This is a genomic window from Pseudomonas asplenii (assembly GCF_900105475.1).
GTDB lineage: Bacteria > Pseudomonadota > Gammaproteobacteria > Pseudomonadales > Pseudomonadaceae > Aquipseudomonas > Aquipseudomonas asplenii.
In genome coordinates, this window is sequence record NZ_LT629777.1 from 5,815,923 (window position 1) to 5,838,173 (window position 22,251).

Sequence of the window (22,251 nt, forward strand, 5' to 3'; positions counted from 1 at the left end):
TGAAGACCTAGCGTTATGTGAACACCTGCGGTCGCTGGCATCCGAGGAGGGCCTCACTCTCGACTTCATCGGGGAGCATGATCCCGGGCACGGGAACAAGCTCCGCACCGCTCGTGCGATCCGAGAGGTATCGTGCCGGAGGCTTGCCCACCGCTTTGCGGAACATGGTGACGAAGCCACTGGCGTTTTCATACCCCAGCTCCAACGCCACCGTTTGCACGCTTTCGCCCTTGGTCAAACGTTGCAGCGCCAGGATCACATGCAGCTGCCGACGCCAACGCCCGAAGCTCATTCCAATTTCGAGCAGCAGAAGACGGCTCATGCTTCGCTCGCTCATGCCAATTCGAGTAGCCCAATCGGCCTTCGAGGTTTTGTCCGCGGGGTCGGTCAGCATCATTTCCGCGAGACGGCGCAATCGGGGATCGCGCGGCATGGGCAGATGCAAATCTTCCACCGGTGCCGCCACCAACTCATCGAGTAATGCGGCAATCAGCCGGTCTTCCCTCCCCCCCAGCGCATACAACTCAGGAACACCGGCCACCTTCAGTAGCAACTCGCGTAGCAATGGTGATACTGAAATCGTGCAACAGGTTTTCGGAAGATCCGGTGCGGCGTCAGGCTCGACGAACAGACAATAGCATTCCGTTTCACCCGACCCCCGTGCCGCATGGGGCAAGTCTCCCGGTATCCATATGGCGCACTGCGGCGGCACGATCCAGACGCCGTCTTCGATTTCGCAGTTGAGGATGCCGCGCGCGGAGTAGATAAGCTGTGCCTTGCGGTGCTGATGCCTCGCATTTTCCCAATCCTTTGTCACCGAGGTGGCGCTCAAGGCCACAACCGGACGCGATACGCTGTCGACGTCCCTGGACACAGTTAGATCGGTGATGGCAATGCTCGACATGAGGTGTAGAGCCTCGGATGGAAGATGGGGCACTGGCCTAATTGGAAAAGATTATGATCAACTTGCTCAATGACGTCCAGCCATTCGCAGGGACGGTGAGATTAACCAGCAGAAAGGGCAACGCGCGCAAGGCCGCGTCACCCAAACCCAGCTGACAATGCGGCTTTCTGCTGGTAGTAGTGCGACATCAGCCGCAGTTGACCCGCTCGATCTTGCCGGTACGGTCGGCATTGAGGTTCAGGCGGTCGGAGCGGTATTCCAGGGTGATCATGTCATCCGGCCCCACTACCCGGGCGTTCTGTGCACCGCTGCGGCTACGTGCCTGCTCCAGCAGCTCGGCAGAGGCCTGCTGGCCGATCGCGAACTCGGCGCCTTTGGCTTCGCAACGACCACTGTCGTTCTGACTGGCGGACTCGCTATGACTGGCCGGCGTAGAACCGCTGTTCGTCGCGCAACCGGTCAGGACCGACATGGCGATAATCGCCCCCAAAGATGCAAGCTTCCAAGGCATGAAGCCTCCTTTGAAAAAATAGATAGAGTGCGTGCGACCGCCGTTTACATGATTGGTTGCATATCGACTGGCGGAGGCACTGATTCTGACAGCAATACCAGACAAGTCTGCCTCAGCCGCCCGCCTGCGGGCGCAATCAATCGTGACTGAATATGAACGACTTGTATATTCAGTAGACGTCGATGTAATCGAAGGGCGGATTGGGCCAGTTGTCCTTCAAGGCATTGAAGATCTGCCGCACCCATACGTCATCGCTGGCCGCCACATTGCCAACGTAGCCGGAGCCGGCTGCCCAGGTTTCCAGGCGAAACAGCAGCCCCTCGATATCACGCCCACCGACCACGCCACTGGACAGATAGGCGATCCCTGAGCGGGTCACCCGCAATTGGGTGTGCACGTCATCGCTGGCCGAGGCGAGCAATTGGCGCACGGCCTCGATGGTGAGATTGTCGGGGTGGTTCAGGTCGATCTGCACGGCGGTTTTCCAGAAAAGGCAAAACCGCAGTGTGGCACGATGCCGGGCCTTGTGCCCAGCGGCCCCGCAGGCGAGCGCCTGCGGCTGGCAGGGTTACTTGAGACGCCCCAGGCGGGCCGTCAGCAGGTCGAAGAAGCCTTGCGCATCACCGTTCTCGACCCAGAACACGTTCTTGTTCTGCTTCAGGCCGTCGTACCAGTCGACGATGGTCTGGCCAAAGGTCGGACCTTCGCGGCTGTCGACCACCATGTTGACTTCACGCCCGCTGAACAGCGACGGCTTGAGCAGGTAGGCGATGACCGTGGCGTCGTGCACCGGGCCACCTGGGATACCGTAGTGCTCCATGTCGCCCTTGACGTAGTCGTTGAGGATGTCGCCGACCACCTTGCCAGCATTGTTGTTCAGCGCGGCGATCTTCTTCAGGCGCTCGTCGCTGGTGAGGATCTTGTGGGTCACGTCCAACGGCAGGTAGGTCAGCTTGACGCCACTCTTGAGCACCACTTCGGCGGCCTGCGGATCGGCGAACAGATTGAACTCGGCCACCGGCGTGATATTGCCACCGTTGAAGTGCGCACCGCCCATGACCACCACTTCCTTGATGCCCTGGGTGATTTCCGGGTCCTGGATCAGCGCCAGCGCCAGGTTGGTCTGCGGCCCCAACATGGCAATGGTGATGCTGTGGGGCTTGGCCGCGCGCAGGGTGTCGATCAGGTAGTTCACCGCATTGCCCTTGGCCAACGGCGCCTTGGGTTCGTGCACGGTGACTCCGGAGATGCCCTCCTTGCCGTGGATGTTCTCGGCATAGATCGGCGTGCGCAGCAGCGGCCGTGGCGCGCCGGCATACACCGGCACCTCTTCGCGCCCGGCCCACTCACGGGCCAGCCGGGCGTTGCGCGAGGTCTTGTCCAGGCGCACGTTGCCGGCGACGGTGGTCAGCGCGCGAATGTTCAATTCCTCCGGCGAAGCCAGGGCGAACAACAGCGCAACCACATCATCGGCGCCCGGGTCGGTGTCGATGATCAGGTCGATCTTTTCCGCCGCCTGGGCGCCGGTAGCAGTGAACAGGGACACGATCAGCAGACTCCTGAACCAGCGTGACACAGTCTTGGTATAGCGTTGCATGGTGCACTCCTTGCGCATGAGGGAAAAGTCAGAATGTCACGCCTGCCACCAGGATGACGTTGCTGTACGGCTGGCACTCGCCGGTGCGTACAACGGCCTTGGCCTGCTGGCTGAGCGCCTTGAATTGCTCGTGACTGAGCAGACGACGTTGCCCCAACTCGCCACGGGACTCAAGCGCCTCCAGGTAGGTCAATGCCGGCGGCTGCTTGAGCAGGATCTCCTCGGCCAGCACATGGCTCTCTACCTGCATCTCGCTGAGCACGATGCGCAGGGTGCTGACGAAATCGGGAATGCCCGGGGTCAGGGCCAGGTCGATGAGTTCGACACCTGGCGGCACTGGCAGGCCGGCATCGCCGATCACCAGCATCTCGCCATGGCCCAGCGAGGCGATCAGGCGTGACAGCGCGATGTTGAGCAATGGTGCTTTTTTCATGACAGTTTGAACCCCTGCACTTCGGACAATTGTGGAATGGATGGCTGAGCACCGGCCCGGGTGACTGACAACGCTGCGGCGACCTGGCCAAAACGGATCGCCTCGACCTCACTCTTGCCAGCAGCCAGCGCTGCGGCGAAACCGCCGACGAAGGTGTCGCCCGCCGCAGTGGTATCGAGCGCCTGCACCTTGGGCGCCGGGAAGTGCGTAAAGCCTTGCCCGTCGGCGAACAGCGAGCCCTGGGCACCAAGGGTGATGATCACCTTCCCCGCCCCCGCCGCCATCAGTCGGGTCGCGGCGGCTTCGGCCGTCGCCTGGGAATCCACCGGCAGGCCACTGAGGGCCGATGCCTCGCTTTCGTTGGGGATCAGGTAGTCGATCGACGCATACCAGTCGGCCGGCAACGGCGCACTCGCCGGCGCCGGGTTGAGAATCACGGTCTTGCCCAGCTCGCGGCCGCGTTTGAGCGCATAACCGACGGTTTCCAGCGGCACTTCGAGCTGGCAGATGATCACATCGGCCGCCTGCAGCACCGCGTCGAAGCCCTTGACCACTTCGGTGGTCAGACAACCGTTGCCGCCGGCGACGATGACAATCGCGTTCTGGCTGCTGTCATCGACCACGATCAGCGCCACCCCGCTGGAAACGCCGTCCACCGCCGTGACCGCCTGGCAATCGATCCCTTCGACCAGCAAGGCATCGCGCAATTGCTGCCCGTAGGCGTCATCACCCACACAGCCGACCATCGACACCTGTGCGCCCAGGCGCGCCGCCGCCACGGCCTGGTTCGCGCCCTTGCCGCCAGGCACGGTGCCGAACGACTGGCCGATCAGGGTTTCACCCGCACGCGGCAGGCGCTCGGCGCGGCTGACCAGATCCATGTTGAGACTGCCTATGACCACTACTTTTGCTTGCATGCATCTGTACTCTTGAATTCAGTTCGGTCGGAGCCAGCAGCGCTGGACCGACGTTTCAGGCGGACGCGTCCGGAACCGGTGCCGTCGATTCACGCAAGACGATGCTGGGAATCACGATGCGCTGGTCGAGCGCCAGTTCCGGCGTGGCGAGGCGACGCAGCAGCAACTCGGCCGCCGTCTCCCCCAGTTGCAGAATCGACTGGCCGACCGTGGTCAGCGCCGGGTACACATAACGGCTCATCTGGATATCGTCGAAACCGATGACCGACAATTCGCCCGGTACTCGGATATCACGTTCCGCCGCAGCCCGCAGGGCACCGATGCCGAGCAGGTCATTGCCAGCGAAAATCGCCGTCGGGCGCTCGCCCTCCAGCAGTTGGGCCGCCGCCCGGTAACCGCCGGTGCTGGTGAAGTCGCTGGCCAGTACCGACGAGGCCGACACTTTGACCTTGGCCTGGCGCAGTGCCCGGCGATAACCGGCGAGACGCAACTGCGCAACGCTGTTGTCGAGCGGCCCACCGATGAAGGCAATCGCCCGATGCCCCAGCTCCAGCAGGTGCCGGGTCGCCAGGTAGGCGCCCTCCTCGTGGTCGATACGCACCCGGTCGGTCTCGACGCCAGCAATCTCGCGGTCGACGATCACCATCGGCGTGCGCACCGCCAGCAGGCCAGAGGCCAGGCTGTCGTCACCGCCGGTGGAGGCAACGATCAGCCCGTCGACGCGTTTCTCCAGCAACACCCGCAGGTAATTGCGCTGCTTGTCCGGATCATCGTCGGAATTGCACAGGATCACGCAGTAATTATTGCGCTCGCAGTAATCCTCGATGCCGCGCGCCAGCTCGGCGAAGTACGGGTTGAGGCTGTTGGGCACCAACAGGCCGATGGTCGCGGTGGTCTTGGCCTTGAGCGAGCGCGCCACGGCGCTGGGCACGTAGTCGAGTTCGGCGATTGCCGCCTCGACCTTGAGCCGCACCCGTTCGCTGACCGGCCGGGTCTTGTTCACCACGTGGGAGACCGTGGTGTAGGAGATTCCCGCCAGCGCGGCCACGTCCTTGATGGTCGCCATGACTCAGGCCCGCCGGCGGGCGCGTTGGCTGCGATAGGTATCCAGCACCACGGCGATGACGATCACCGCACCGGTGATGATTCGCTTGGTCGGCTCGGTCGCGCCGATCTGCGCCAGGCCCGCGGCCAGCACGGAGATGATCAGCACACCAAAGAAGGTGCTGATCACCGAACCGCGCCCGCCCATCAGGCTGGTACCACCGATCACCACTGCGGCGATCACCTGCAGTTCCAGGCCGGTACCGGCGTTCGGATCGGCCGCTTCCAGGCGGGAAATCTGGAACAGCGCCGCAACGCCCGCGAGCAGGCCCATCAGGCTGAACACCAGGATCTTGTAGGGCTTGGGATTGATCCCCGCCAGGCGCACGGCTTCCTCGTTGGTGCCGATGCCGATCAGGTAACGACCGAACACGGTACGGGTCAACACCAGTTGCGCGGCGATGATCACCAGCAGCGCAATGATGAAAGACGGCGAAATACCGAAGGCGATCGGGTTCGACAACCAGGCGAAGGCGTCACCGATGTAGGCGGTACGCGAGCCAGTCATCTGGTAGGCGACGCCCCGGGCCATTTCCAGCACGCCGAGGGAGACGATGAACGACGGAATCCGCCAGGCCACGGTGATCGAGCCGGTAATGGTCCCCGCCAGCGCCGCACAGCCCATGCCCAGCAATGCTGCTGGCAGCACGCTCCAGCCCCAGCCCAGCACTGCCACACTGACGGTGGAGGCCGCCAGTGCCAGCACCGAGCCGACCGACAGGTCGATACCGCCGATGATCAGCACGAAGGTCATGCCGACCGCCAGCACCATCAGGTCGGGGATCTGGTTGGCCAGGGTGCTGAAGGTGTCATAGGACAGGAAATGGCTGCTCAGGCTGGAGAACAGGATGATCATCGCCAGCAACGCGCCGGCCAGCCCCAGGTAGGTGCCGAGACCATAGAAATTACGGCCGGCCTTGCCGGTCGAAGGTGCAGTTTTCATAGGGTATCCCTAGGCGCCGCTTCGTTGAGCAACGCATCACGTTTCTGATAGCCGGCAAAGGCGGCAGCAAGCAAGTCATCCTGAGTCCAGCTATCGCGCTCGAAAGTCTCGATCAGACGGCCAGCCGAGAGCACACCGATCCGGTCGCAGATCAGCATCAACTCGCGCAGGTCGCTGGAGACCACAACCAGCGCCTTGCCCTGGCGGGTCAGTTCGCCCAGCAAGGCGTAGATATCGAACTTGGCGCCGACGTCGATCCCGCGCGTTGGCTCATCGAACAGCAGCACCGAGCAGTCGCGCTCCAGCCAGCGGCCGATCACCACCTTCTGCTGGTTGCCGCCGGACAGCTCGGACACCAGTTGTTCAGGGCTCGAACTACGAATCCGCATGGCTTCGATCTGCCGCCGCGCCAGCGCGGTTTCATCACGACCGTTGACCACCCCGCCATTGGAAATCGCCGGCATGTTGCCCAGAGCGATGTTGGCGCTGATCGATTGGGTCAGCAGCAGGCCTTCGCCCTTGCGGTCCTCGGTGATCAGGGCGATGCCATGGCGCACCGCATCGACCGGCGAGCGCACGTCGACGACCTTGGCCGGTGTGCCCAGGGCCACGGTGCCGCTGTCGGCGATATCGGCGCCGTAGATCAGGCGCAGCAGTTCGGTGCGCCCGGCGCCGATCAGGCCGGAAATGCCGTAGATCTCGCCCGCGCGCACTTCGAAGGAGACGTCGAACACCTTGTCGGCCCGACTCAGGCCCTTGACCGTCAGGGCCGGCGCGCCAATCGTGCGCTCACCCAGGTCGATGTGTTCACCGAGTTCGCGGCCGACCATCAGGTTGACCAACTGCTCGCTATTGTAATTGGCCATCGGCTCGACACAGACCAGGTTGCCGTCGCGCAGTACCGCAATGCGCTGGGCGACTCGGGCCAGTTCTTCGAGCCGGTGGGAAATGTAGATGATCGCCACGCCCCGGGCCTGCAGGCGGGTGATCTGTTCGAAGAGCATTTCGACTTCGCGGGCGGTGAGCATCGCGGTCGGCTCGTCGAGAATCAGCACATGGCAATCGCCGATCAGGTTGCGGGCGATTTCCACCATCTGCTGGTGGCCGATCCCCAGTTCACCGACCAGGGTGTCGGGGTCGATCGCGTCCAGGCCGACCTGGGCCATCGCCTCGATGGCAGCCTGGCGCAGCTGCTTGCGGCTGATCCAGCCAGCGTGGCTGGGCAGGTTATCGAGAAACAGGTTTTCCGCCACCGACAGGGTCGGCAACAGATTGAGTTCCTGCATGACCATGCGAACGCCCTGCTCTTCAGCCTGGGCCCGACTGCCGGGGGCATAAGCCTGGCCATTGAAGTGCATCTGGCCGGTGGTCGGTGTGACCAGCCCGCCGATGATCTTCGACAGCGTACTTTTGCCCGCGCCGTTCTCACCCGTGAGCGCCAACACTTCGCCACGCATCAGCGTCAGGTCGATGTTGCTCAGGACAGGTTGCGCATAGGTCTTGCCGATACCGCTGACCGACAGGACAGCGTTCGGGGCGGAAGATGACATAGAAAAATCTCCGAGCGCCCGCTCAGAACGAGCGGGCGGTTGCAGCGAGTGGCCTGTATGGCCACCAGGGTTTACTTCTTGAGAACCAGTTCGACCGGAGTCTGGATCACGCCATCGACGGCATCGACCTTCTCACCCTTGACCAGCTTGAGTGCGTTCTGGATACCGAACACCGCCTGCTGGGCAGCAGCCTGGTCAGCGGTGGCCAACACACGGCCGTCCTGCAGCATCGGCTTGATCGCTTCGATGTTGTCGTAACCGACCACTTGCACCTTGCCCGCCTTGCCCGCAGCACGTACTGCCGACACAGCGCCCAGGGCCATGTTGTCGTTACCGGCCAACAGCGCCTTGATATCCGGGTATTCGCTCAGCATGGCCGAGGCGACCTTGTTGCCCTGGTCGATTTCCCAGTTGCCGGATTGGGTGGAAACGATCTTCATGCCGGCCGCGTCCATCGCATCCTTGAAGCCTGCGGTGCGCTGCTGGGCATTGGTGGTGGTCGGTACACCTTCGATGATGCCGACCTTGTCACCGGCGGCCAGGGTCTTGGCCAGGTAGTCACCGACCAGGCGGGCGCCCTTGCGGTTGTCGGGACCGACGAACGGAATCTCCAGGTGCTTGCTCTTGAGCACGTCCGGATCGAGGCGGTTGTCGATGTTGACCACCTTGATTCCGGCGTCCGAGGCTTTCTTGAGCACGGTCACCAGGGCCTTGGAGTCGGCCGGGGCAATCACGATGGCATCGACCTTGGACAGAATCATCTGGTTGACGATATCGATCTGGGCAGCGGTGTCGGTTTCGTTCTTGATCCCGTTGGTGATCATGTCGAAATCGGCGGAGTGGGCTTTCTGGTAGTCCTTGGCGCCGTCCTGCATGGTGACGAAGAATTCATTGGCGAGGGACTTCATGACCAGGCCAACCTTGGGCTTGGCCGCGTCGGCGAAAGCCGAAGACAGTGGCATGACGGCAGCGAGTACGGCGACAGCGAGAAGGCGTCCAGCGAATGGCAACTTCATGGGTTCACTCCAGATCTTATGATTGTTGTGGGCAACGCCAGGAGCGCGACGAAGCTTGCGCCACTACCTGTGGGAAGCCCCGAAACAGTCTGCGCAAACGTTTGCGTAAGACAAACTATGCGAACCCCGCCGACATTTGTCAACGGGGTTGCACAGGCTCGATCAGAGAATAGCCATGAAATCACCGCCGGACGCAATGCCCGGCGGTTAAGGGCTTAGGCGGTGGTGCTGACCAGCGAGCCGGTGCTACCGGACTTGGCCTCGTCGGTGAGGGCTTTCAGCAGCGCGGCGGCGGTGGTCATCAGGGCGCCACTGACCGTACTGATCTGCCCCTGAACGCCCATCACGGCGCTGGTGCGGGCATCGTCCGAAGGATAGGAAGCCTTCTGCGCGGCGACCAGTTGCTGCTGGAGTTCACGCAGTTGTTGCTGCAGCTCTTTCATGCGTTTTTGCAGCGCCTTGACCGCAGCGCTATGGCTGCTGCCTGCGCTTTCGTCGGTGCTCTCGGCGGCTTGCGCGCTACCGCCGCCCGCACGGACCTTGCCGTCCTTGGTGTCGGCTTCACTGGTGTCCTTCACTGCCTTGTCGATCTCGCCAGTCATGGCGATGGTCTTGGACTCCGTCGAACCCGCGGTGCGGCCGTTGATCATCAAGCCGCCGGGGGAAGGAAAACCTACTGACATGATAAGCGCCTCGAAAAATTTCTGTACCGCCCTATCGGCAGCAACCTGCTGAACTTTAGCGTTCGTGTACGTCAATGCATCCCATCCCGATACAAAGACTCTGCAGCCGACACAGCAATCTCTCACCCAACACCGCGAAAAAACCTACTCGTTAAAAAAACGCCCACCGACATCCATCCTTTTGTAAATCCTTATAATTTTTCCTACAGCTGACGCCAAATCCCAAAAAGCGCTGTCAGAAATGCTCCAACACGCCCTGACAGTTGCGAAATTGCCTACAGTTAAATACTGTATGCACGTACAGCTTAATTAAGGATTGTTTCGTGGCAAACCCAACCTCAGCTTCCATCGCACCCAGCGCCTACGAGCGCATGGGCCTGCGCGTACAGAAAATCATCAACTCGCAATCCGCCCAGCAAGCCAAGGCCGCGCTGATCTTCCGCATGCCGGATGAGCCCGCCGATGAGTGGGAGCAACTGCTCGAGGAAATCGGCGAGAACGACAACGTCACCCTGGCCTACCGCGATGACGGCGGCGTGCAGATTTTCTGGACCGTGCCGAAGGAAGACTGAGCCATGCGTCTGCTTGTTATCACCCTGCTCGGTCTGTGCTGGGTGCTACCAGCCCACGCCGAAGCGCCACGGACCTTCAGCGAAGCCAAGAAGGTCGCCTGGAAGCTGTATGAACGCCAGTCCACCGAGTTCTATTGCGGCTGCAAGTACAGCGGCAACCGGGTCGACCTCCAGGCCTGCGGTTACGTCCCCCGCAAGAACGCCAACCGTGCCGCGCGCATCGAGTGGGAACATATCGTGCCGGCCTGGCAGATCGGTCATCAGCGCCAATGCTGGCAACAGGGCGGGCGCAAGAACTGCAGCCAGAACGATCCGGCCTACAAGCGCGCCGAAGCCGACCTGCACAACCTGGTGCCGAGCATCGGCGAAGTGAACGGCGACCGCAGCAACTTCAGCTTCGGCTGGTTGCCGGAGCAGAAAGGCCAATACGGCGCCTGCCTGACCCAGGTCGACTTCAAGGCGAAGAAGGTCATGCCGCGCCCATCGATTCGCGGGATGATCGCCCGCACCTATTTCTACATGAGCAAGCAATACGGCCTGCGCCTGTCGAAACAGGATCGGCAGTTGTATGAAGCCTGGAACAAGACCTACCCGGTGCAACCCTGGGAACGCCAGCGCAACCAGCACGTGGCGTGCGTGATGGGGCGCGGCAACGAGTTTGTCGGGGCGGTGGACCTCAAAGCCTGCGGCTGAGTCGCCTGCACAAACCGGCCTTTTCTGTAGGAGCGGGCTTGTCGGGACGCCGCCAGGGGCCAATGGGGCCGCCAAAAGCTTCGCGGCGGTGCGGCGTCCCGACAATCCAGCCCCTACAGCCTCACGGCTGCGCCTTGTGCTCCACCACTTGCGATTCCATGTTCTGCTTGTCGGCCAACTGGGCCTTTTTCTGCTCGGCGATTTCCTTGGTCGCGAACGGACCGGCAATGACCTGGCCATCATCGAGAATCTTGAACGGGAAGCCGTGCTCGATCAGCCAGGCCGTCCAGTCGGTCAACGCCTTGGTCTTGTCGTCCTTGATCAGCAGGTCCCAACCCGTGCTCTGCACGGCTGCGGTCACCGGTGCCAGCGCTGCCTTGGCCGGCTCGACCTTGTGCCCCGAGCCATCACCACATCCGGCCAGCACCACGAATGCCATCATCACTGCTATTCTGCGCACAAAGCGTCTCCCGTAATCGTCAGTTAATGTGATTTTATCACCTTACGGCCTGTCTCAACCTTGTAGAACTGCCCTATTGATGCCCTATCAGACTGAATTACCGACGATTTTCCGGCTCCGGGGAATTAAATAGAATGAAATGACGTCTGTAATGAACCACCCGCTCGGATCAACTTGGCGGTATTCTGTATGTAAGACCTAAGCCAGGAATGCCTGAGAAAGGCACCTTAGTAACAATCAAGGAGTAAAGACATGCTGATACTCACCCGCAAAGTCGGTGAAAGCATCAACATCGGTGACGACATCACGATCACTATTCTGGGCGTCAGCGGCCAGCAGGTACGCGTCGGCATCAATGCGCCAAAAGACGTTGCCGTGCACCGTGAAGAGATTTACCAGCGGATCCAGGCCGGCCTGTCTGCCGGAGACAAGAAAGACAATCTGTAGGCACTCGAACTCGTCAGCCCTGGCATTCAGGGTCGCGGCTGACGAAAGTCTCTCGCTCTTCCCACTCTCCTCTACATCGCCAACGTCAGACCGCCAGCCGGCAACGGCAGCGCCGTCTTGTAGCGCACCTGCTTGAGCGCAAAGCTGGAGCGGATGTTCGCCACCCCCGGCACCTTGGTCAGAAAGTCCATCATGAAGCGCTCCAGCGCCTGGATGGTCGGCACCAGCACGCGGATCAGATAGTCCGGATCCCCCGCCATCAGATAGCACTCCATCACTTCCGGCCGATCGGCGATCGCCGCCTCGAAGTGCTGCAACGCCTCCTCCACCTGTTTTTCCAGGCTGACGTGAATGAACACGTTGACGTGCAGGCCCAGCAGATCGGCATCGAGCAAGGTCACCTGCTCGCGGATCAGCCCCAACTCTTCCATCGCCCGCACCCGGTTGAAACACGGTGTCGGCGACAGATTGACCGACCGGGCCAGGTCGGCGTTAGTGATGCGGGCATTCTCCTGAAGGCTGTTGAGAATCCCGATGTCGGTACGATCCAGTTTGCGCATGAGACAAAATCACCTGTTTTTTAGACTTATACAGATTTTTTATCTGCAAATAATCTCAGGCGCAACCTAACAGAGATAAATATTCTCCTACGACCGGCCTATGATTGTTGTAGGACAAGATTTCCCTTACCCAGGGAATGATTTCCAGCTCGCGCGCCCACTACAAGAAATTCACAAGATAGAGCGTAGAAAGCCATGACCTCAGCGTATGAACCGCTGCGCCTGCACGTTCCTGAACCCTCAGGCCGTCCCGGTTGCAAGACCGATTTCAGTTACCTGCGCCTGACCGATGCCGGCCAGGTCCGCAAGCCCCCCATCGACGTCGAACCCGCCGACACCGCCGACCTGGCCAAGGGCCTGATCCGCGTGCTCGACGACCAGGGCCAGGCCCTTGGTCCGTGGGCCGAGGACGTGCCGGTGGACATCTTGCGCCAGGGCATGCGCGCCATGCTCAAGACGCGGATCTTCGACACTCGCATGGTCGTCGCCCAGCGTCAGAAAAAAATGTCGTTCTACATGCAGAGCCTCGGCGAGGAAGCCATCGGCAGCGCCCAGGCGCTGGCGCTGAACGTCGACGACATGTGCTTCCCCACCTACCGCCAGCAAAGCATCCTGATGGCCCGCGAAGTGCCGCTGGTGGACCTGATCTGCCAGTTGCTGTCCAACGAGCGCGATCCGCTCAAGGGCCGGCAACTGCCGATCATGTACTCCGTACGCGAGCATGGCTTCTTCACCATTTCCGGCAACCTCGCCACCCAATTCGTACAAGCGGTCGGTTGGGGCATGGCCTCGGCGATCAAGGGCGATACCAAGATCGCCTCGGGCTGGATCGGCGACGGCGCCACCGCCGAGTCGGACTTTCACACCGCCCTGACCTTCGCCCACGTCTACCGCGCGCCGGTGATCCTCAACGTGGTCAACAACCAGTGGGCGATTTCCACCTTCCAGGCCATCGCGGGCGGTGAAGCCACCACCTTCGCCGGACGCGGCGTCGGCTGCGGCATCGCCTCGCTGCGGGTCGACGGTAACGACTTCATCGCGGTGTACGCCGCGTCCGCCTGGGCCGCCGAACGCGCGCGGCGCAACCTCGGTCCGACGCTGATCGAGTGGGTCACCTACCGCGCCGGCCCGCATTCCACCTCCGACGATCCGTCCAAGTACCGTCCCGCCGACGACTGGAGTCATTTCCCCCTGGGCGATCCGATCGCCCGCCTCAAGCAGCACCTGATCGCCATCGGCCAGTGGTCCGAAGAGGAACACGCTGCGGTCAGTGCGGAACTGGAAGCCGAGGTCATCGCCGCGCAGAAGGAAGCCGAACAGTACGGCACCCTGGCAGACGGGCAGATGCCCAGCGCCGCGACCATCTTCGAGGACGTCTACAAGGAAATGCCCGACCACCTGCGTCGGCAGCGCCAGGAACTAGGGTTATAAGCCATGAACGATCACAGCAAACTGCAAACGGAGAACGCCGTGGCCACCAGCACCATGACCATGATCCAGGCCCTGCGCTCGGCCATGGATGTGATGCTCGAGCGCGACAGCAACGTGGTGGTGTTCGGCCAGGACGTCGGTTACTTCGGCGGCGTGTTCCGCTGCACCGAGGGCCTGCAGGCCAAGTACGGCACCTCGCGGGTATTCGATGCACCGATCTCGGAAAGCGGCATCGTCGGCGTGGCAGTGGGCATGGGGGCCTACGGCCTGCGCCCGGTGGCGGAAATCCAGTTCGCCGACTATTTCTACCCGGCCTCCGACCAGATCGTCTCGGAAGCGGCGCGCCTGCGCTACCGCTCGGCCGGCGAGTTCGTCGCCCCGATGACCCTGCGCATGCCCTGCGGCGGCGGTATCTACGGCGGCCAGACCCACAGCCAGAGCCCGGAAGCGATGTTCACCCAGGTCTGCGGCCTGCGCACCGTGATGCCGTCCAATCCCTACGACGCCAAGGGCCTGCTGATCGCCGCCATCGAAAACGATGACCCGGTGATCTTCCTCGAACCCAAGCGCCTCTATAACGGCCCGTTCGATGGTCATCACGATCGCCCGGTCACGCCCTGGTCGAAACACCCGGCCAGCACCGTGCCCGATGGTTACTACAGCGTACCGCTGGACAGCGCGGCGATCACCCGCCCGGGCAGCGAAGTGACCATCCTCACCTACGGCACCACCGTCTACGTGGCCCAGGCCGCCGCCGAGGAAAGCGGGGTCGACGCCGAAGTCATCGACCTGCGCAGCCTGTGGCCGCTGGACCTGGAAACCATCGTCAATTCCGTGAAGAAAACCCGTCGTTGCGTGGTCGTCCACGAAGCCACCCGCACCTGCGGTTTCGGTGCCGAGCTGATCGCGCTGGTGCAGGAGCATTGCTTCCACTACCTGGAGGCGCCGATCGAGCGCGTCACCGGCTGGGACACGCCCTACCCCCATGCGCAGGAATGGGCGTACTTCCCCGGCCCGGTGCGGGTCGGGGCGGCATTGAAACGGGTCATGGAGGTCTGAATGGGTACGCACGTCATCAAGATGCCGGACATCGGCGAAGGCATCGCGGAAGTGGAACTGTCCCAATGGCACGTGCAGGTCGGTGACCTGGTGGTCGAGGATCAAGTGTTGGCCGATGTCATGACCGACAAGGCCATGGTCGACATTCCCTCGCCGGTGCACGGCAAGGTGATCGCCCTCGGCGGCCAGCCGGGTGAAGTCATGGCAGTCGGCAGCATCCTGATCAGCATCGAAGTCGAAGGTGCTGGCAACGTTCGTGAAGGCAGCGAGGCGCCGCCAGCCAAGCCGGCCCCTGCGCCTGTGTCGGAAAAGCCAGTGGAAGTGGCAGTCGTCGAGCCCGTCGCCAAACCGGCTGCGGTGCCCGCACCTGCGCCGACCCGGGCGGCCCCCGTCGCCCGCCAGCCCGACGAACGCCCACTGGCCTCGCCAGCGGTGCGTAAACGTGCCTGGGATGCCGGGATCGAATTGCGTTTTGTCCACGGCAGCGGCCCGGCCGGACGCATTCTGCACGACGACCTCGACGCCTACCTGGCCCAGGCCGAACAGCCTGCCCAGAACGTCAGCAGCCGCTACGCGCGGCGTACCGATGAAGAACAGATCCCGGTGATCGGTCTGCGCCGCAAGATCGCCCAACGCATGCAGGACGCCACACGCCGTGCCGCACACTTCAGCTATGTCGAGGAGGTCGATGTCACCGCCCTCGAAGAGCTGCGCGTGCATCTCAACCACCAGCACGGCGACAGTCGCGGCAAGCTGACCCTGCTGCCGTTCCTGGTGCGGGCGCTGGTCGTGGCCCTGCGCGACTTTCCGCAGATCAACGTGCGTTACGACGACGAGGCCCAGGTCATCACCCGCCATGGCGCGGTGCATGTCGGCGTTGCCGCGCAAACCGACGGCGGCCTGATGGTGCCGGTGCTACGGCATGCCGAGAGCCTTGACCTGTGGAGCAGCGCCGACGAGATCAACCGCCTGGCCAAGGCCGCCCGTAGCGGCAAGGCCACCCGCGAGGAAATGTCCGGTTCGACCATCACCCTGACCAGCCTCGGTGCTCTGGGCGGCATTGTCAGCACGCCGGTACTGAACCTGCCGGAAGTGGCGATCGTCGGCGTCAACCGCATCGTCGAACGGCCCGTGGTGATCAAGGGCCAGATCGTCGTACGCAAGATGATGAACCTGTCCAGCTCGTTCGATCACCGCGTGGTCGACGGCATGGACGCGGCGCAATTCATCCAGGCCATTCGCGGCCTGCTCGAACAACCCGCCTGCCTGTTTGTGGAGTGAGCATGCAACAGACTCAAAGCACCACCCTGCTGATCATCGGCGGCGGCCCCGGCGGTTATGTCGCGGCCATTCGGGCCGGGCAACTGGGCATTGCGACCATCCTGGTGGAAGGCCAGTCCCTGGGCGGCACCTGCCTGAACGTCGGCTGCATTCCGTCCAAGGCGTTGATCCATGTCGCCGAGCAGTTCCACGCCACCCAAGGCTACAGCGGCGGTCATTCACCGCTGGGCATCCAGGTGGCACAGGCGAGCCTGGATATCGGCAAGAGCGTGGAGTGGAAGGACGGCATCGTCGACCGCCTCACCAGCGGTGTCGCGGCCTTGCTGAAGAAGAACGGGGTCAAGGTCATTCACGGTTGGGCAAGGATAATCGACGGCAAGAACGTCGACGTCGACGGCCTGCGCATCCAGTGCGAACACCTGCTGCTGGCCAACGGCTCGCAGACCGTGGAACTGCCGATGCTGCCATTTGGCGGCGCGGTGATTTCCTCCACCGAAGCTCTGGCACCGACGTCGATTCCCAAGCGCCTGGTGGTGGTCGGTGCCGGCTACATCGGCCTGGAACTGGGGATCGCCTACCGCAAGCTGGGTTCGCAGGTGACGGTGGTCGAAGCCCGCGAGCGCATTCTGCCAACCTATGATCGCGAACTGACCCAGCCGGTGGCCGATTCGCTCAAGGCCCTGGGCCTCAACGTCCTGCTGGGGCACAGCGTCGAAGGTTTCGAGGCGGCGAGCAACAGCCTCAAGGTCCGCGATCCCCAGGGTGAAACCCTGACGCTGGCCACCGACCAGGTGCTGGTGGCGGTCGGGCGCAAGCCGCGGACCCAGGGCTGGAACCTGGAAGCCCTGGCGCTGGCCATGAACGGTGCGGCGATCCGTATCGACAGCCACTGCCAGACCAGCATGCGCAACGTCTGGGCGATTGGCGACCTGACCGGCGAGCCGATGCTGGCTCACCGCGCCATTGCCCAGGGGGAGATGGTCGCCGAGCTGATTGCCGGCAAGCACCGCGAGTTCAACCCGACGGCCATCGCCGCCGTGTGTTTTACCGACCCGGAGCTGGTGGTGGTCGGCAAGACACCGGACGACGCCAAGGCCGCCGGGCTGGATTACCTCGTCGCGAACTTCCCGTTCGCCGCCAACGGACGGGCCATGACCCTGGAGTCCAAAAGCGGCTTCGTGCGGGTGGTGGCACGTCGCGACAATCACCTGATCGTGGGGTGGCAGGCGGTGGGGGTTGGCGTTTCGGAACTGGCGGCAGCGTTTGGGCAGTCGCTGGAGATGGGGGCACGGCTGGAGGATATTGCCGGAACCATCCATGCCCATCCGACGCTGGGTGAGGCGGTGCAGGAAGCGGCGCTGAAAGCCCTGGGGCATGCGTTGCACATCTGACGATCCGGGCAGCAAATGAACCGGCGGCCTGGCGCCCCGGTTCATTGACCTACCCTCCCAAGCCCTCCCCGCTCACTTATACTGCTCAGCTTTCAAGGACCGGAGCAGGCCATGAGTACCGAACAAGCCGCCCCCGCGCTGAAGGAAATCTTCAACAGCGAACGCCTGCAGCACATCGCCGATGAAATGCAGGCGGTATACCCCCCATTCGACAGCGCCGAATTTCTGCGCCGTACCCACCAGGGCCTGGGCGAACTGTCGCTCATGCAGCGCCTGGTAAGGGTCAGCGAAAGCCTGCACGCGGTGCTGCCACTGGACTACCGGCAGTCGATCGAGGTACTGCGCCAGCTCGCCCCGCGCCTGAACAGCGGCTTCGTCAGTATCAGCCTGCCGCACTACGTGGCCAGCTACGGCGGCGATGATTTCGAGCTGTCGATGGAGGCCCTGAAATACTTCACCCGCTTCGGTTCTTCCGAATTCGCGGTGCGGCACTTTCTGCTCAGCGATTTCGAGCGAACCCTGGCGGTCATGCAGGAATGGTCACGAGACGCCAACGAACACGTGCGCCGCCTCGCCAGCGAAGGCTCGCGGCCACGACTGCCGTGGTCGTTCCGATTGGCGCGCATCCAGGCAGACCCCAACCTCGCCGCCGGGATTCTCGAACAGCTCAAGTGCGACGACAGCCTGTACGTGCGCAAATCGGTGGCCAACCACCTCAACGACATCACCAAGGAACATCCCGACTGGGTATTGGACCTGCTCGAAGGCTGGTCGCTGGACGACCCGCGCACCGCGTGGATCGCCCGCCATGCCCTGCGCAGCCTGATCAAGCAGGGCAATCCACGCGCCCTGGCCCTGATGGGTGCGGGCGCCAAGGCCCAGGTCGAGGTCCGGGACCTCAAGGTCGAACCGGCGCAGATCCGTCTGGGCGACAGCATCACCCTCTCCTTCACCCTGGCCTCCACTGCACCGGCCAGCCAGAAGCTGGTGATCGACTACGGCATCGACTACGTGAAGGCCTCAGGCGGCACCTCGACCAAGGTCTTCAAGCTCAAGACCCTGCACCTGGCCCCAGGTGCCAGCGAAACCCTGAGCCGCCACCAGCACATCCGCGAACTCACTACCCGCCGCCACTACAGCGGTCACCACGCGGTACACCTGCTGATCAACGGCGAACGCCTGGGCAGCAGCGGTTTCGATATCCTCGACTGAGAGCCGCTACAGATAGTGCTTCACGCCCCGGGGCATTGCAGTAAAATCGCCGCTCTTTTTTCCAGGGCACTTGCCATGACCTCTCACCAGACTCCGCCCACCGAGCCCCAGGCAAACGAGTTGATTCTCGGCCTGGAGGACCGGCCTCGCCTGCTGATCGGCCTGCTCGCCGCGCTGCAGCACCTGTTGGCGATCATCGTGCCGATCGTCACCCCCGGCCTGCTGATCTGCCAGGCCCTGGGCGTTTCGGCCCGTGACACCAACCTGATCGTCTCGATGTCACTGGTGATCTCCGGCATCGCCACCTTCGTTCAGTGCCGCCGCTTCGGACCGTTCGGTGCCGGTCTGTTGATCGTCCAGGGCACCAGCTTCAACTTCGTCGGCCCACTGATCGCCGGCGGCGCGCTGATGGTCAAGCAAGGCACGCCGGTGGAAGCGGTGATGGCCGCGATCTTCGGCGTAGTCATCGCCGGCTCCTTCGTCGAGATGGGTATTTCGCGCATCCTGCCCTTCGTCAAACGCATGATCACCCCACTGGTGACCGGCATCGTCGTGCTGATGATCGGCCTGACCCTGATCAAGGTCGGCCTGATCAGCATGGGCGGCGGCTTCAGCGCCATGAGCAACGGCACCTTCGCCAACGGCGAGAACCTGCTGCTGTCCGGCACGGTTTTGGCGATCATCGTGCTGCTCAACCGCATCCCGCTGGTGTGGATGCGCAGTTGCGCCATCGTCATCGCCCTGGCCGCCGGTTACGCCCTGGCTGGCTACCTGGGCCGCCTGAACTTCACCGGCATGCACGAAGCGGCGCTGTTCCAGGTGCCGACACCGCTGCACTTCGGTCTCGGGTTCTCCTGGTCGCTGTTCATTCCGATGCTGGTGATCTACCTGGTGACGTCCCTGGAAGCCATCGGTGATGTCACCGCCACCAGCAAGGTGTCGCGCCAGCCGGTCGAGGGCCCGCTGTGGATGCAACGGATCAAGGGCGGCGTGCTGGTCAACGGCGCCAACTCGCTGCTGGCCGGGGTATTCAATACCTTCCCCAGCTCGATCTTCGCCCAGAACAACGGCGTGATTCAGCTCACCGGCATCGCCAGCCGCCACATTGGCCAGTGGATCGCCCTGATGCTGATCCTGCTGGGACTGTTCCCGTCGGTGGCCGGTGCGATCCAGGCAGTACCGGAGCCCGTGCTGGGCGGCGCGGCCATGGTCATGTTCGGCGCCGTGGCGGCCTCGGGTATCAACATTCTGGCGAGCATCACCCTCGACCGCCGCGCGCTGCTGATCATCGCCGTGTCCCTGGCTTTGGGCCTGGGCGTATCGCAGGTACCGGAATTCCTCGCACACATGCCGACGGCGCTGCGCAACGTGCTCGAATCCGGTGTGGCCACCGGCGGCCTCTGCGCCCTGCTGCTGAACTGGTTCCTGCCCGCTTCGCCGAAAAGCAACTGATTGCCACGGGGCAACGCAATGTTGCCCCGCACCCGGCCCGAAGGGCGGTGACCACCGTCTGTGCTTGAGTGGAACGATCCGAGTGTCGAACCAAAACACTACCTGCCCGTGCGCAAACGCTAACCGGCGCTACACTTCGCAAAGACACCTCATGTTTTCCAGTCGTGCACAGGACGTACACCATGCTGCAATGGAGCAGGTACAGAGGCACCGCGCTGATCACCCTGTTTGTCGTTCTCGCCAGTCTTCTGGCCTTCCTTCTCGTGAAGGCCTTCTCGGGCGAGACCTCCACCTACGTCGAATCCCGCGATCTGATCCGCCAGCTCAAGCAACTGGACGCCAGGCTTGATGCCAGGATTCTCAAGACCCGCATCAGCGACGAATATAATTACAACCTGCTGGCCGGCCCCGCTGCGGAATCGGGCAAGCGCTGGGAACAACTGGTCACGCTGAACAGCGCTCTGGAGAATTCCGCCATCTGGCAGGCGCGCAAAAAAGCCTACCTCGATGCCTGGGGGGAAAAGAGCACACTGATCGAGCAGTTCCAGACGCACAACACCGCCCTGCGCGATGACCTCGAAAGCCTGTCGGCGATCGAGGATTCCATCCAGGCCAACCTGGAGCCCTTCAGCGTTGCACACCCGGTGGAAACGCTCAGCGTGCTGTACAGCGCCTCGAAACTGACCTTGAGCACGATGGAGTACGCGCACCATGTGACCAATGGCCGGGCCGAGAAGATCGAGCGCCAGATTCAGCACCTGACGGCACAGAAAAACAACCTACCCCCCGCCTTCACCGCGCCGATCGACAAACTGATCGAACAGGTCAACTTGGTGGTGCGCGAGCAGCCCCAGACCAATGACCTGCTCGAACGCCTAGGTTTTATCCCGGTGGCGGCGAACCTCGATGCCATCAATGAACTGCTCAATGAGAACCAGCGGCGCGCCGACCTGCAAAACCGCCAGTACCTGGTTTATCTAAGCCTGTGCGCGGCACTCATGGTGTTGTGGGTGTTCTATCTGATCATCCGCCAGTTGCGTAGCCATGCCCTGATCAACCAGATGAACAGCGCCTTGCAGGCGGCCAACGAACGCCTCGAACAGCGGGTGGAAGAGCGCACGCGCGAACTGCGGGAGACGCAGAGCGAGTTGATGAGCACGGCCCGGGCAGCGGGTATGGCGGAAATCGCTACCAATGTGCTGCATAACGTCGGTAACGTGCTCAACAGCGTGAATATCTCGGCCGAGCTGGTGACGCGCAAGGTGCGTGGCAGCAAGACCCAGGGATTGGGCAAGGCCGTGCAATTGATCAACGAACGTGCCGATGACCTCGGCCATTTCTTCAGCCAGGACGAAAAGGGCAAGCTGCTGCCCGGCTATCTCAACCAGTTGGTCACCGCCATCGGTACCGAGCAGACGGAGATCGTCCAGGAGTTGGGGCAGTTGAGCAAAAGCGTCGAGCACATCAAGGAAATCGTCAGCACCCAGCAGTCCTATGCTGGCGCCCCCAAGCTGCTCGAGCCCCTGAGCATCGCCGATCTGATCGAGGATGCCCTGCGCATGAACACCGGCTCACTGATTCGGCACCACATCAAGGTCATCCGGGATTACCAGCCGGTACCGATCTTCCTCGGGGACAAGCACCGGCTGCTGCTGATCCTCATCAACCTGCTCAGCAATGCCAAGCAGGCGGTGTCAGACATGACGAACCGCGAGCGCGAAATCACCGTGAGTGTGCGAGTGGTCGACGGTGCGATCTTGCGCATCAGCGTGCAGGACGATGGTGAGGGCATCTCCCCGGAAAACCTGCCGCGGATCTTTACCCACGGTTTTACCACCCGCAAGGACGGCCACGGCTTTGGCCTGCACAGTTGCGCCCTGGCGGCCGTCGAGATGAAGGGGCACCTGAGCGCGCAGAGCGATGGCCCAGGCAAAGGGGCGATGTTCACCCTGGAGGTGCCCTTGAACGAGTTGCCGCAAAAACCTGCGCAGGCGAGCGCGGCGGCGACCACGCACCCACAGTAGCCCTTGCATCC

The 22,251-nt window shown here is 62.6% G+C and carries 23 protein-coding genes; 10 read left to right on the forward strand and 13 right to left on the reverse strand.

The genetic code is table 11. The annotated features are described in order from the left end of the window. Positions 1-13: 13 nt before the first annotated feature. From BLU37_RS25770 to BLU37_RS25820, 11 genes are all read right to left on the reverse strand, one after another. Entirely contained in the window at positions 14-904 is an 891-nt protein-coding gene (locus tag BLU37_RS25770; RefSeq protein ID WP_090210145.1) for an AraC family transcriptional regulator, read from the reverse strand. A 187-nt stretch (positions 905-1,091) separates the two neighbouring features. Next, positions 1,092-1,415, reverse strand: a complete 324-nt coding sequence (locus tag BLU37_RS25775) for an I78 family peptidase inhibitor (protein ID WP_172833063.1) — start codon at positions 1,413-1,415, stop codon at positions 1,092-1,094. Between the two features lie 169 nt (positions 1,416-1,584). Continuing rightward, positions 1,585-1,890 (reverse strand): hypothetical protein, encoded by a 306-nt coding sequence (locus BLU37_RS25780; RefSeq protein ID WP_010443721.1) that lies wholly within the window; start codon positions 1,888-1,890, stop codon positions 1,585-1,587. Between the two features lie 93 nt (positions 1,891-1,983). Beyond that, on the reverse strand, positions 1,984-3,012 hold the full coding sequence (locus BLU37_RS25785) for a nucleoside hydrolase (protein WP_010443720.1): 1,029 nt from the start codon (positions 3,010-3,012) through the stop codon (positions 1,984-1,986). A gap of 28 nt (positions 3,013-3,040) precedes the next feature. Then, positions 3,041-3,445: a D-ribose pyranase gene (gene rbsD / locus BLU37_RS25790; RefSeq protein WP_010443718.1), complete on the reverse strand. Its 405-nt coding sequence runs from the start codon at positions 3,443-3,445 to the stop codon at positions 3,041-3,043. Continuing rightward, complete coding sequence (gene rbsK, locus BLU37_RS25795) at positions 3,442-4,362, reverse strand: ribokinase (RefSeq protein ID WP_090210149.1); 921 nt, start codon at positions 4,360-4,362, stop codon at positions 3,442-3,444. The genes rbsD and rbsK overlap by 4 nt, the downstream gene beginning before the upstream one ends. A gap of 55 nt (positions 4,363-4,417) precedes the next feature. Then, positions 4,418-5,428: a LacI family DNA-binding transcriptional regulator gene (locus BLU37_RS25800; protein WP_090210152.1), complete on the reverse strand. Its 1,011-nt coding sequence runs from the start codon at positions 5,426-5,428 to the stop codon at positions 4,418-4,420. Positions 5,429-5,431: 3 nt separating this feature from the next. Next, positions 5,432-6,409 carry an ABC transporter permease gene (locus BLU37_RS25805; RefSeq protein ID WP_010443715.1) on the reverse strand — a complete coding sequence of 326 codons (978 nt, stop codon included), beginning with the start codon at positions 6,407-6,409 and terminating at the stop codon, positions 5,432-5,434. Then, positions 6,406-7,959: a sugar ABC transporter ATP-binding protein gene (locus tag BLU37_RS25810; RefSeq protein ID WP_010443714.1), complete on the reverse strand. Its 1,554-nt coding sequence runs from the start codon at positions 7,957-7,959 to the stop codon at positions 6,406-6,408. Before BLU37_RS25810 ends, BLU37_RS25805 begins: the two co-directional genes overlap by 4 nt. A gap of 71 nt (positions 7,960-8,030) precedes the next feature. Next, the gene (locus BLU37_RS25815) at positions 8,031-8,975 is read right to left on the reverse strand and encodes a sugar ABC transporter substrate-binding protein (protein WP_029532163.1); all 945 of its coding nucleotides are present in this window, start codon (positions 8,973-8,975) and stop codon (positions 8,031-8,033) included. 215 nt (positions 8,976-9,190) lie between these two features. Beyond that, positions 9,191-9,658 (reverse strand): hypothetical protein, encoded by a 468-nt coding sequence (locus tag BLU37_RS25820; RefSeq protein WP_232000412.1) that lies wholly within the window; start codon positions 9,656-9,658, stop codon positions 9,191-9,193. A gap of 371 nt (positions 9,659-10,029) precedes the next feature. Here BLU37_RS25820 and BLU37_RS25825 point away from each other — a divergent pair, with 371 nt between their 5' ends. Further along, complete coding sequence (locus BLU37_RS25825) at positions 10,030-10,230, forward strand: DUF1654 domain-containing protein (RefSeq protein ID WP_010443711.1); 201 nt, start codon at positions 10,030-10,032, stop codon at positions 10,228-10,230. 3 nt (positions 10,231-10,233) lie between these two features. Then, complete coding sequence (locus BLU37_RS25830) at positions 10,234-10,923, forward strand: endonuclease (protein WP_090210156.1); 690 nt, start codon at positions 10,234-10,236, stop codon at positions 10,921-10,923. A gap of 121 nt (positions 10,924-11,044) precedes the next feature. Here BLU37_RS25830 and BLU37_RS25835 read toward each other — a convergent pair whose 3' ends face one another. After that, the gene (locus tag BLU37_RS25835) at positions 11,045-11,383 is read right to left on the reverse strand and encodes a hypothetical protein (protein WP_232000414.1); all 339 of its coding nucleotides are present in this window, start codon (positions 11,381-11,383) and stop codon (positions 11,045-11,047) included. 252 nt (positions 11,384-11,635) lie between these two features. Between BLU37_RS25835 and csrA the strand changes: the two genes are divergently transcribed. Next, a complete protein-coding gene (gene csrA, locus BLU37_RS25840) occupies positions 11,636-11,830 on the forward strand; it encodes a carbon storage regulator CsrA (RefSeq protein ID WP_010443705.1) in 195 nt (64 codons plus the stop codon). 71 nt (positions 11,831-11,901) lie between these two features. Here the strand turns inward: csrA and bkdR are convergent, their stop codons facing one another. Beyond that, positions 11,902-12,390, reverse strand: coding sequence for a Bkd operon transcriptional regulator BkdR (bkdR, locus tag BLU37_RS25845; protein WP_010443703.1), 489 nt, complete (start codon positions 12,388-12,390; stop codon positions 11,902-11,904). A 195-nt stretch (positions 12,391-12,585) separates the two neighbouring features. Here bkdR and BLU37_RS25850 point away from each other — a divergent pair, with 195 nt between their 5' ends. The 7 genes from BLU37_RS25850 (at position 12,586) to BLU37_RS25880 (ending at position 22,240) form a co-directional block, all read left to right on the forward strand. Next, the gene (locus BLU37_RS25850) at positions 12,586-13,821 is read left to right on the forward strand and encodes a 3-methyl-2-oxobutanoate dehydrogenase (2-methylpropanoyl-transferring) subunit alpha (RefSeq protein ID WP_090210161.1); all 1,236 of its coding nucleotides are present in this window, start codon (positions 12,586-12,588) and stop codon (positions 13,819-13,821) included. Positions 13,822-13,824: 3 nt separating this feature from the next. Then, positions 13,825-14,880: an alpha-ketoacid dehydrogenase subunit beta gene (locus BLU37_RS25855; protein ID WP_090210163.1), complete on the forward strand. Its 1,056-nt coding sequence runs from the start codon at positions 13,825-13,827 to the stop codon at positions 14,878-14,880. Further along, positions 14,881-16,161 (forward strand): dihydrolipoamide acetyltransferase family protein, encoded by a 1,281-nt coding sequence (locus BLU37_RS25860; RefSeq protein ID WP_090210165.1) that lies wholly within the window; start codon positions 14,881-14,883, stop codon positions 16,159-16,161. A 2-nt stretch (positions 16,162-16,163) separates the two neighbouring features. Then, positions 16,164-17,552, forward strand: coding sequence for a dihydrolipoyl dehydrogenase (gene lpdA, locus BLU37_RS25865; protein WP_090210167.1), 1,389 nt, complete (start codon positions 16,164-16,166; stop codon positions 17,550-17,552). Between the two features lie 111 nt (positions 17,553-17,663). Beyond that, positions 17,664-18,764 carry a DNA alkylation repair protein gene (locus BLU37_RS25870; protein ID WP_090210169.1) on the forward strand — a complete coding sequence of 367 codons (1,101 nt, stop codon included), beginning with the start codon at positions 17,664-17,666 and terminating at the stop codon, positions 18,762-18,764. 75 nt (positions 18,765-18,839) lie between these two features. Continuing rightward, positions 18,840-20,216 carry a nucleobase:cation symporter-2 family protein gene (locus BLU37_RS25875; RefSeq protein ID WP_090210172.1) on the forward strand — a complete coding sequence of 459 codons (1,377 nt, stop codon included), beginning with the start codon at positions 18,840-18,842 and terminating at the stop codon, positions 20,214-20,216. Positions 20,217-20,398: 182 nt separating this feature from the next. Further along, on the forward strand, positions 20,399-22,240 hold the full coding sequence (locus BLU37_RS25880) for a DAHL domain-containing protein (protein WP_090210175.1): 1,842 nt from the start codon (positions 20,399-20,401) through the stop codon (positions 22,238-22,240). Positions 22,241-22,251: the final 11 nt, after the last annotated feature.

Excerpts from the sequence above, each read along its gene's own strand:
- BLU37_RS25875 (WP_090210172.1), top strand. The coding sequence starts at position 18,840 with ATGACCTCTCACCAGACTCCGCCCACCGAGCCCCAGGCAAACGAGTTG.
- BLU37_RS25850 (WP_090210161.1), top strand. The coding sequence starts at position 12,586 with ATGACCTCAGCGTATGAACCGCTGCGCCTGCACGTTCCTGAACCCTCA.
- BLU37_RS25775 (WP_172833063.1), bottom strand. The coding sequence starts at position 1,415 with ATGCCTTGGAAGCTTGCATCTTTGGGGGCGATTATCGCCATGTCGGTC.
- BLU37_RS25800 (WP_090210152.1), bottom strand. The coding sequence starts at position 5,428 with ATGGCGACCATCAAGGACGTGGCCGCGCTGGCGGGAATCTCCTACACC.
- csrA (WP_010443705.1), top strand. The coding sequence starts at position 11,636 with ATGCTGATACTCACCCGCAAAGTCGGTGAAAGCATCAACATCGGTGAC.
- BLU37_RS25815 (WP_029532163.1), bottom strand. The coding sequence starts at position 8,975 with ATGAAGTTGCCATTCGCTGGACGCCTTCTCGCTGTCGCCGTACTCGCT.
- BLU37_RS25805 (WP_010443715.1), bottom strand. The coding sequence starts at position 6,409 with ATGAAAACTGCACCTTCGACCGGCAAGGCCGGCCGTAATTTCTATGGT.
- BLU37_RS25870 (WP_090210169.1), top strand. The coding sequence starts at position 17,664 with ATGAGTACCGAACAAGCCGCCCCCGCGCTGAAGGAAATCTTCAACAGC.
- BLU37_RS25860 (WP_090210165.1), top strand. The coding sequence starts at position 14,881 with ATGGGTACGCACGTCATCAAGATGCCGGACATCGGCGAAGGCATCGCG.
- BLU37_RS25825 (WP_010443711.1), top strand. The coding sequence starts at position 10,030 with ATGGGCCTGCGCGTACAGAAAATCATCAACTCGCAATCCGCCCAGCAA.
- BLU37_RS25785 (WP_010443720.1), bottom strand. The coding sequence starts at position 3,012 with ATGCAACGCTATACCAAGACTGTGTCACGCTGGTTCAGGAGTCTGCTG.
- BLU37_RS25810 (WP_010443714.1), bottom strand. The coding sequence starts at position 7,959 with ATGTCATCTTCCGCCCCGAACGCTGTCCTGTCGGTCAGCGGTATCGGC.
- BLU37_RS25830 (WP_090210156.1), top strand. The coding sequence starts at position 10,234 with ATGCGTCTGCTTGTTATCACCCTGCTCGGTCTGTGCTGGGTGCTACCA.
- lpdA (WP_090210167.1), top strand. The coding sequence starts at position 16,164 with ATGCAACAGACTCAAAGCACCACCCTGCTGATCATCGGCGGCGGCCCC.
- BLU37_RS25855 (WP_090210163.1), top strand. The coding sequence starts at position 13,825 with ATGAACGATCACAGCAAACTGCAAACGGAGAACGCCGTGGCCACCAGC.
- BLU37_RS25880 (WP_090210175.1), top strand. The coding sequence starts at position 20,399 with ATGCTGCAATGGAGCAGGTACAGAGGCACCGCGCTGATCACCCTGTTT.
- rbsD (WP_010443718.1), bottom strand. The coding sequence starts at position 3,445 with ATGAAAAAAGCACCATTGCTCAACATCGCGCTGTCACGCCTGATCGCC.
- bkdR (WP_010443703.1), bottom strand. The coding sequence starts at position 12,390 with ATGCGCAAACTGGATCGTACCGACATCGGGATTCTCAACAGCCTTCAG.
- BLU37_RS25820 (WP_232000412.1), bottom strand. The coding sequence starts at position 9,658 with ATGTCAGTAGGTTTTCCTTCCCCCGGCGGCTTGATGATCAACGGCCGC.
- rbsK (WP_090210149.1), bottom strand. The coding sequence starts at position 4,362 with ATGCAAGCAAAAGTAGTGGTCATAGGCAGTCTCAACATGGATCTGGTC.
- BLU37_RS25770 (WP_090210145.1), bottom strand. The coding sequence starts at position 904 with ATGTCGAGCATTGCCATCACCGATCTAACTGTGTCCAGGGACGTCGAC.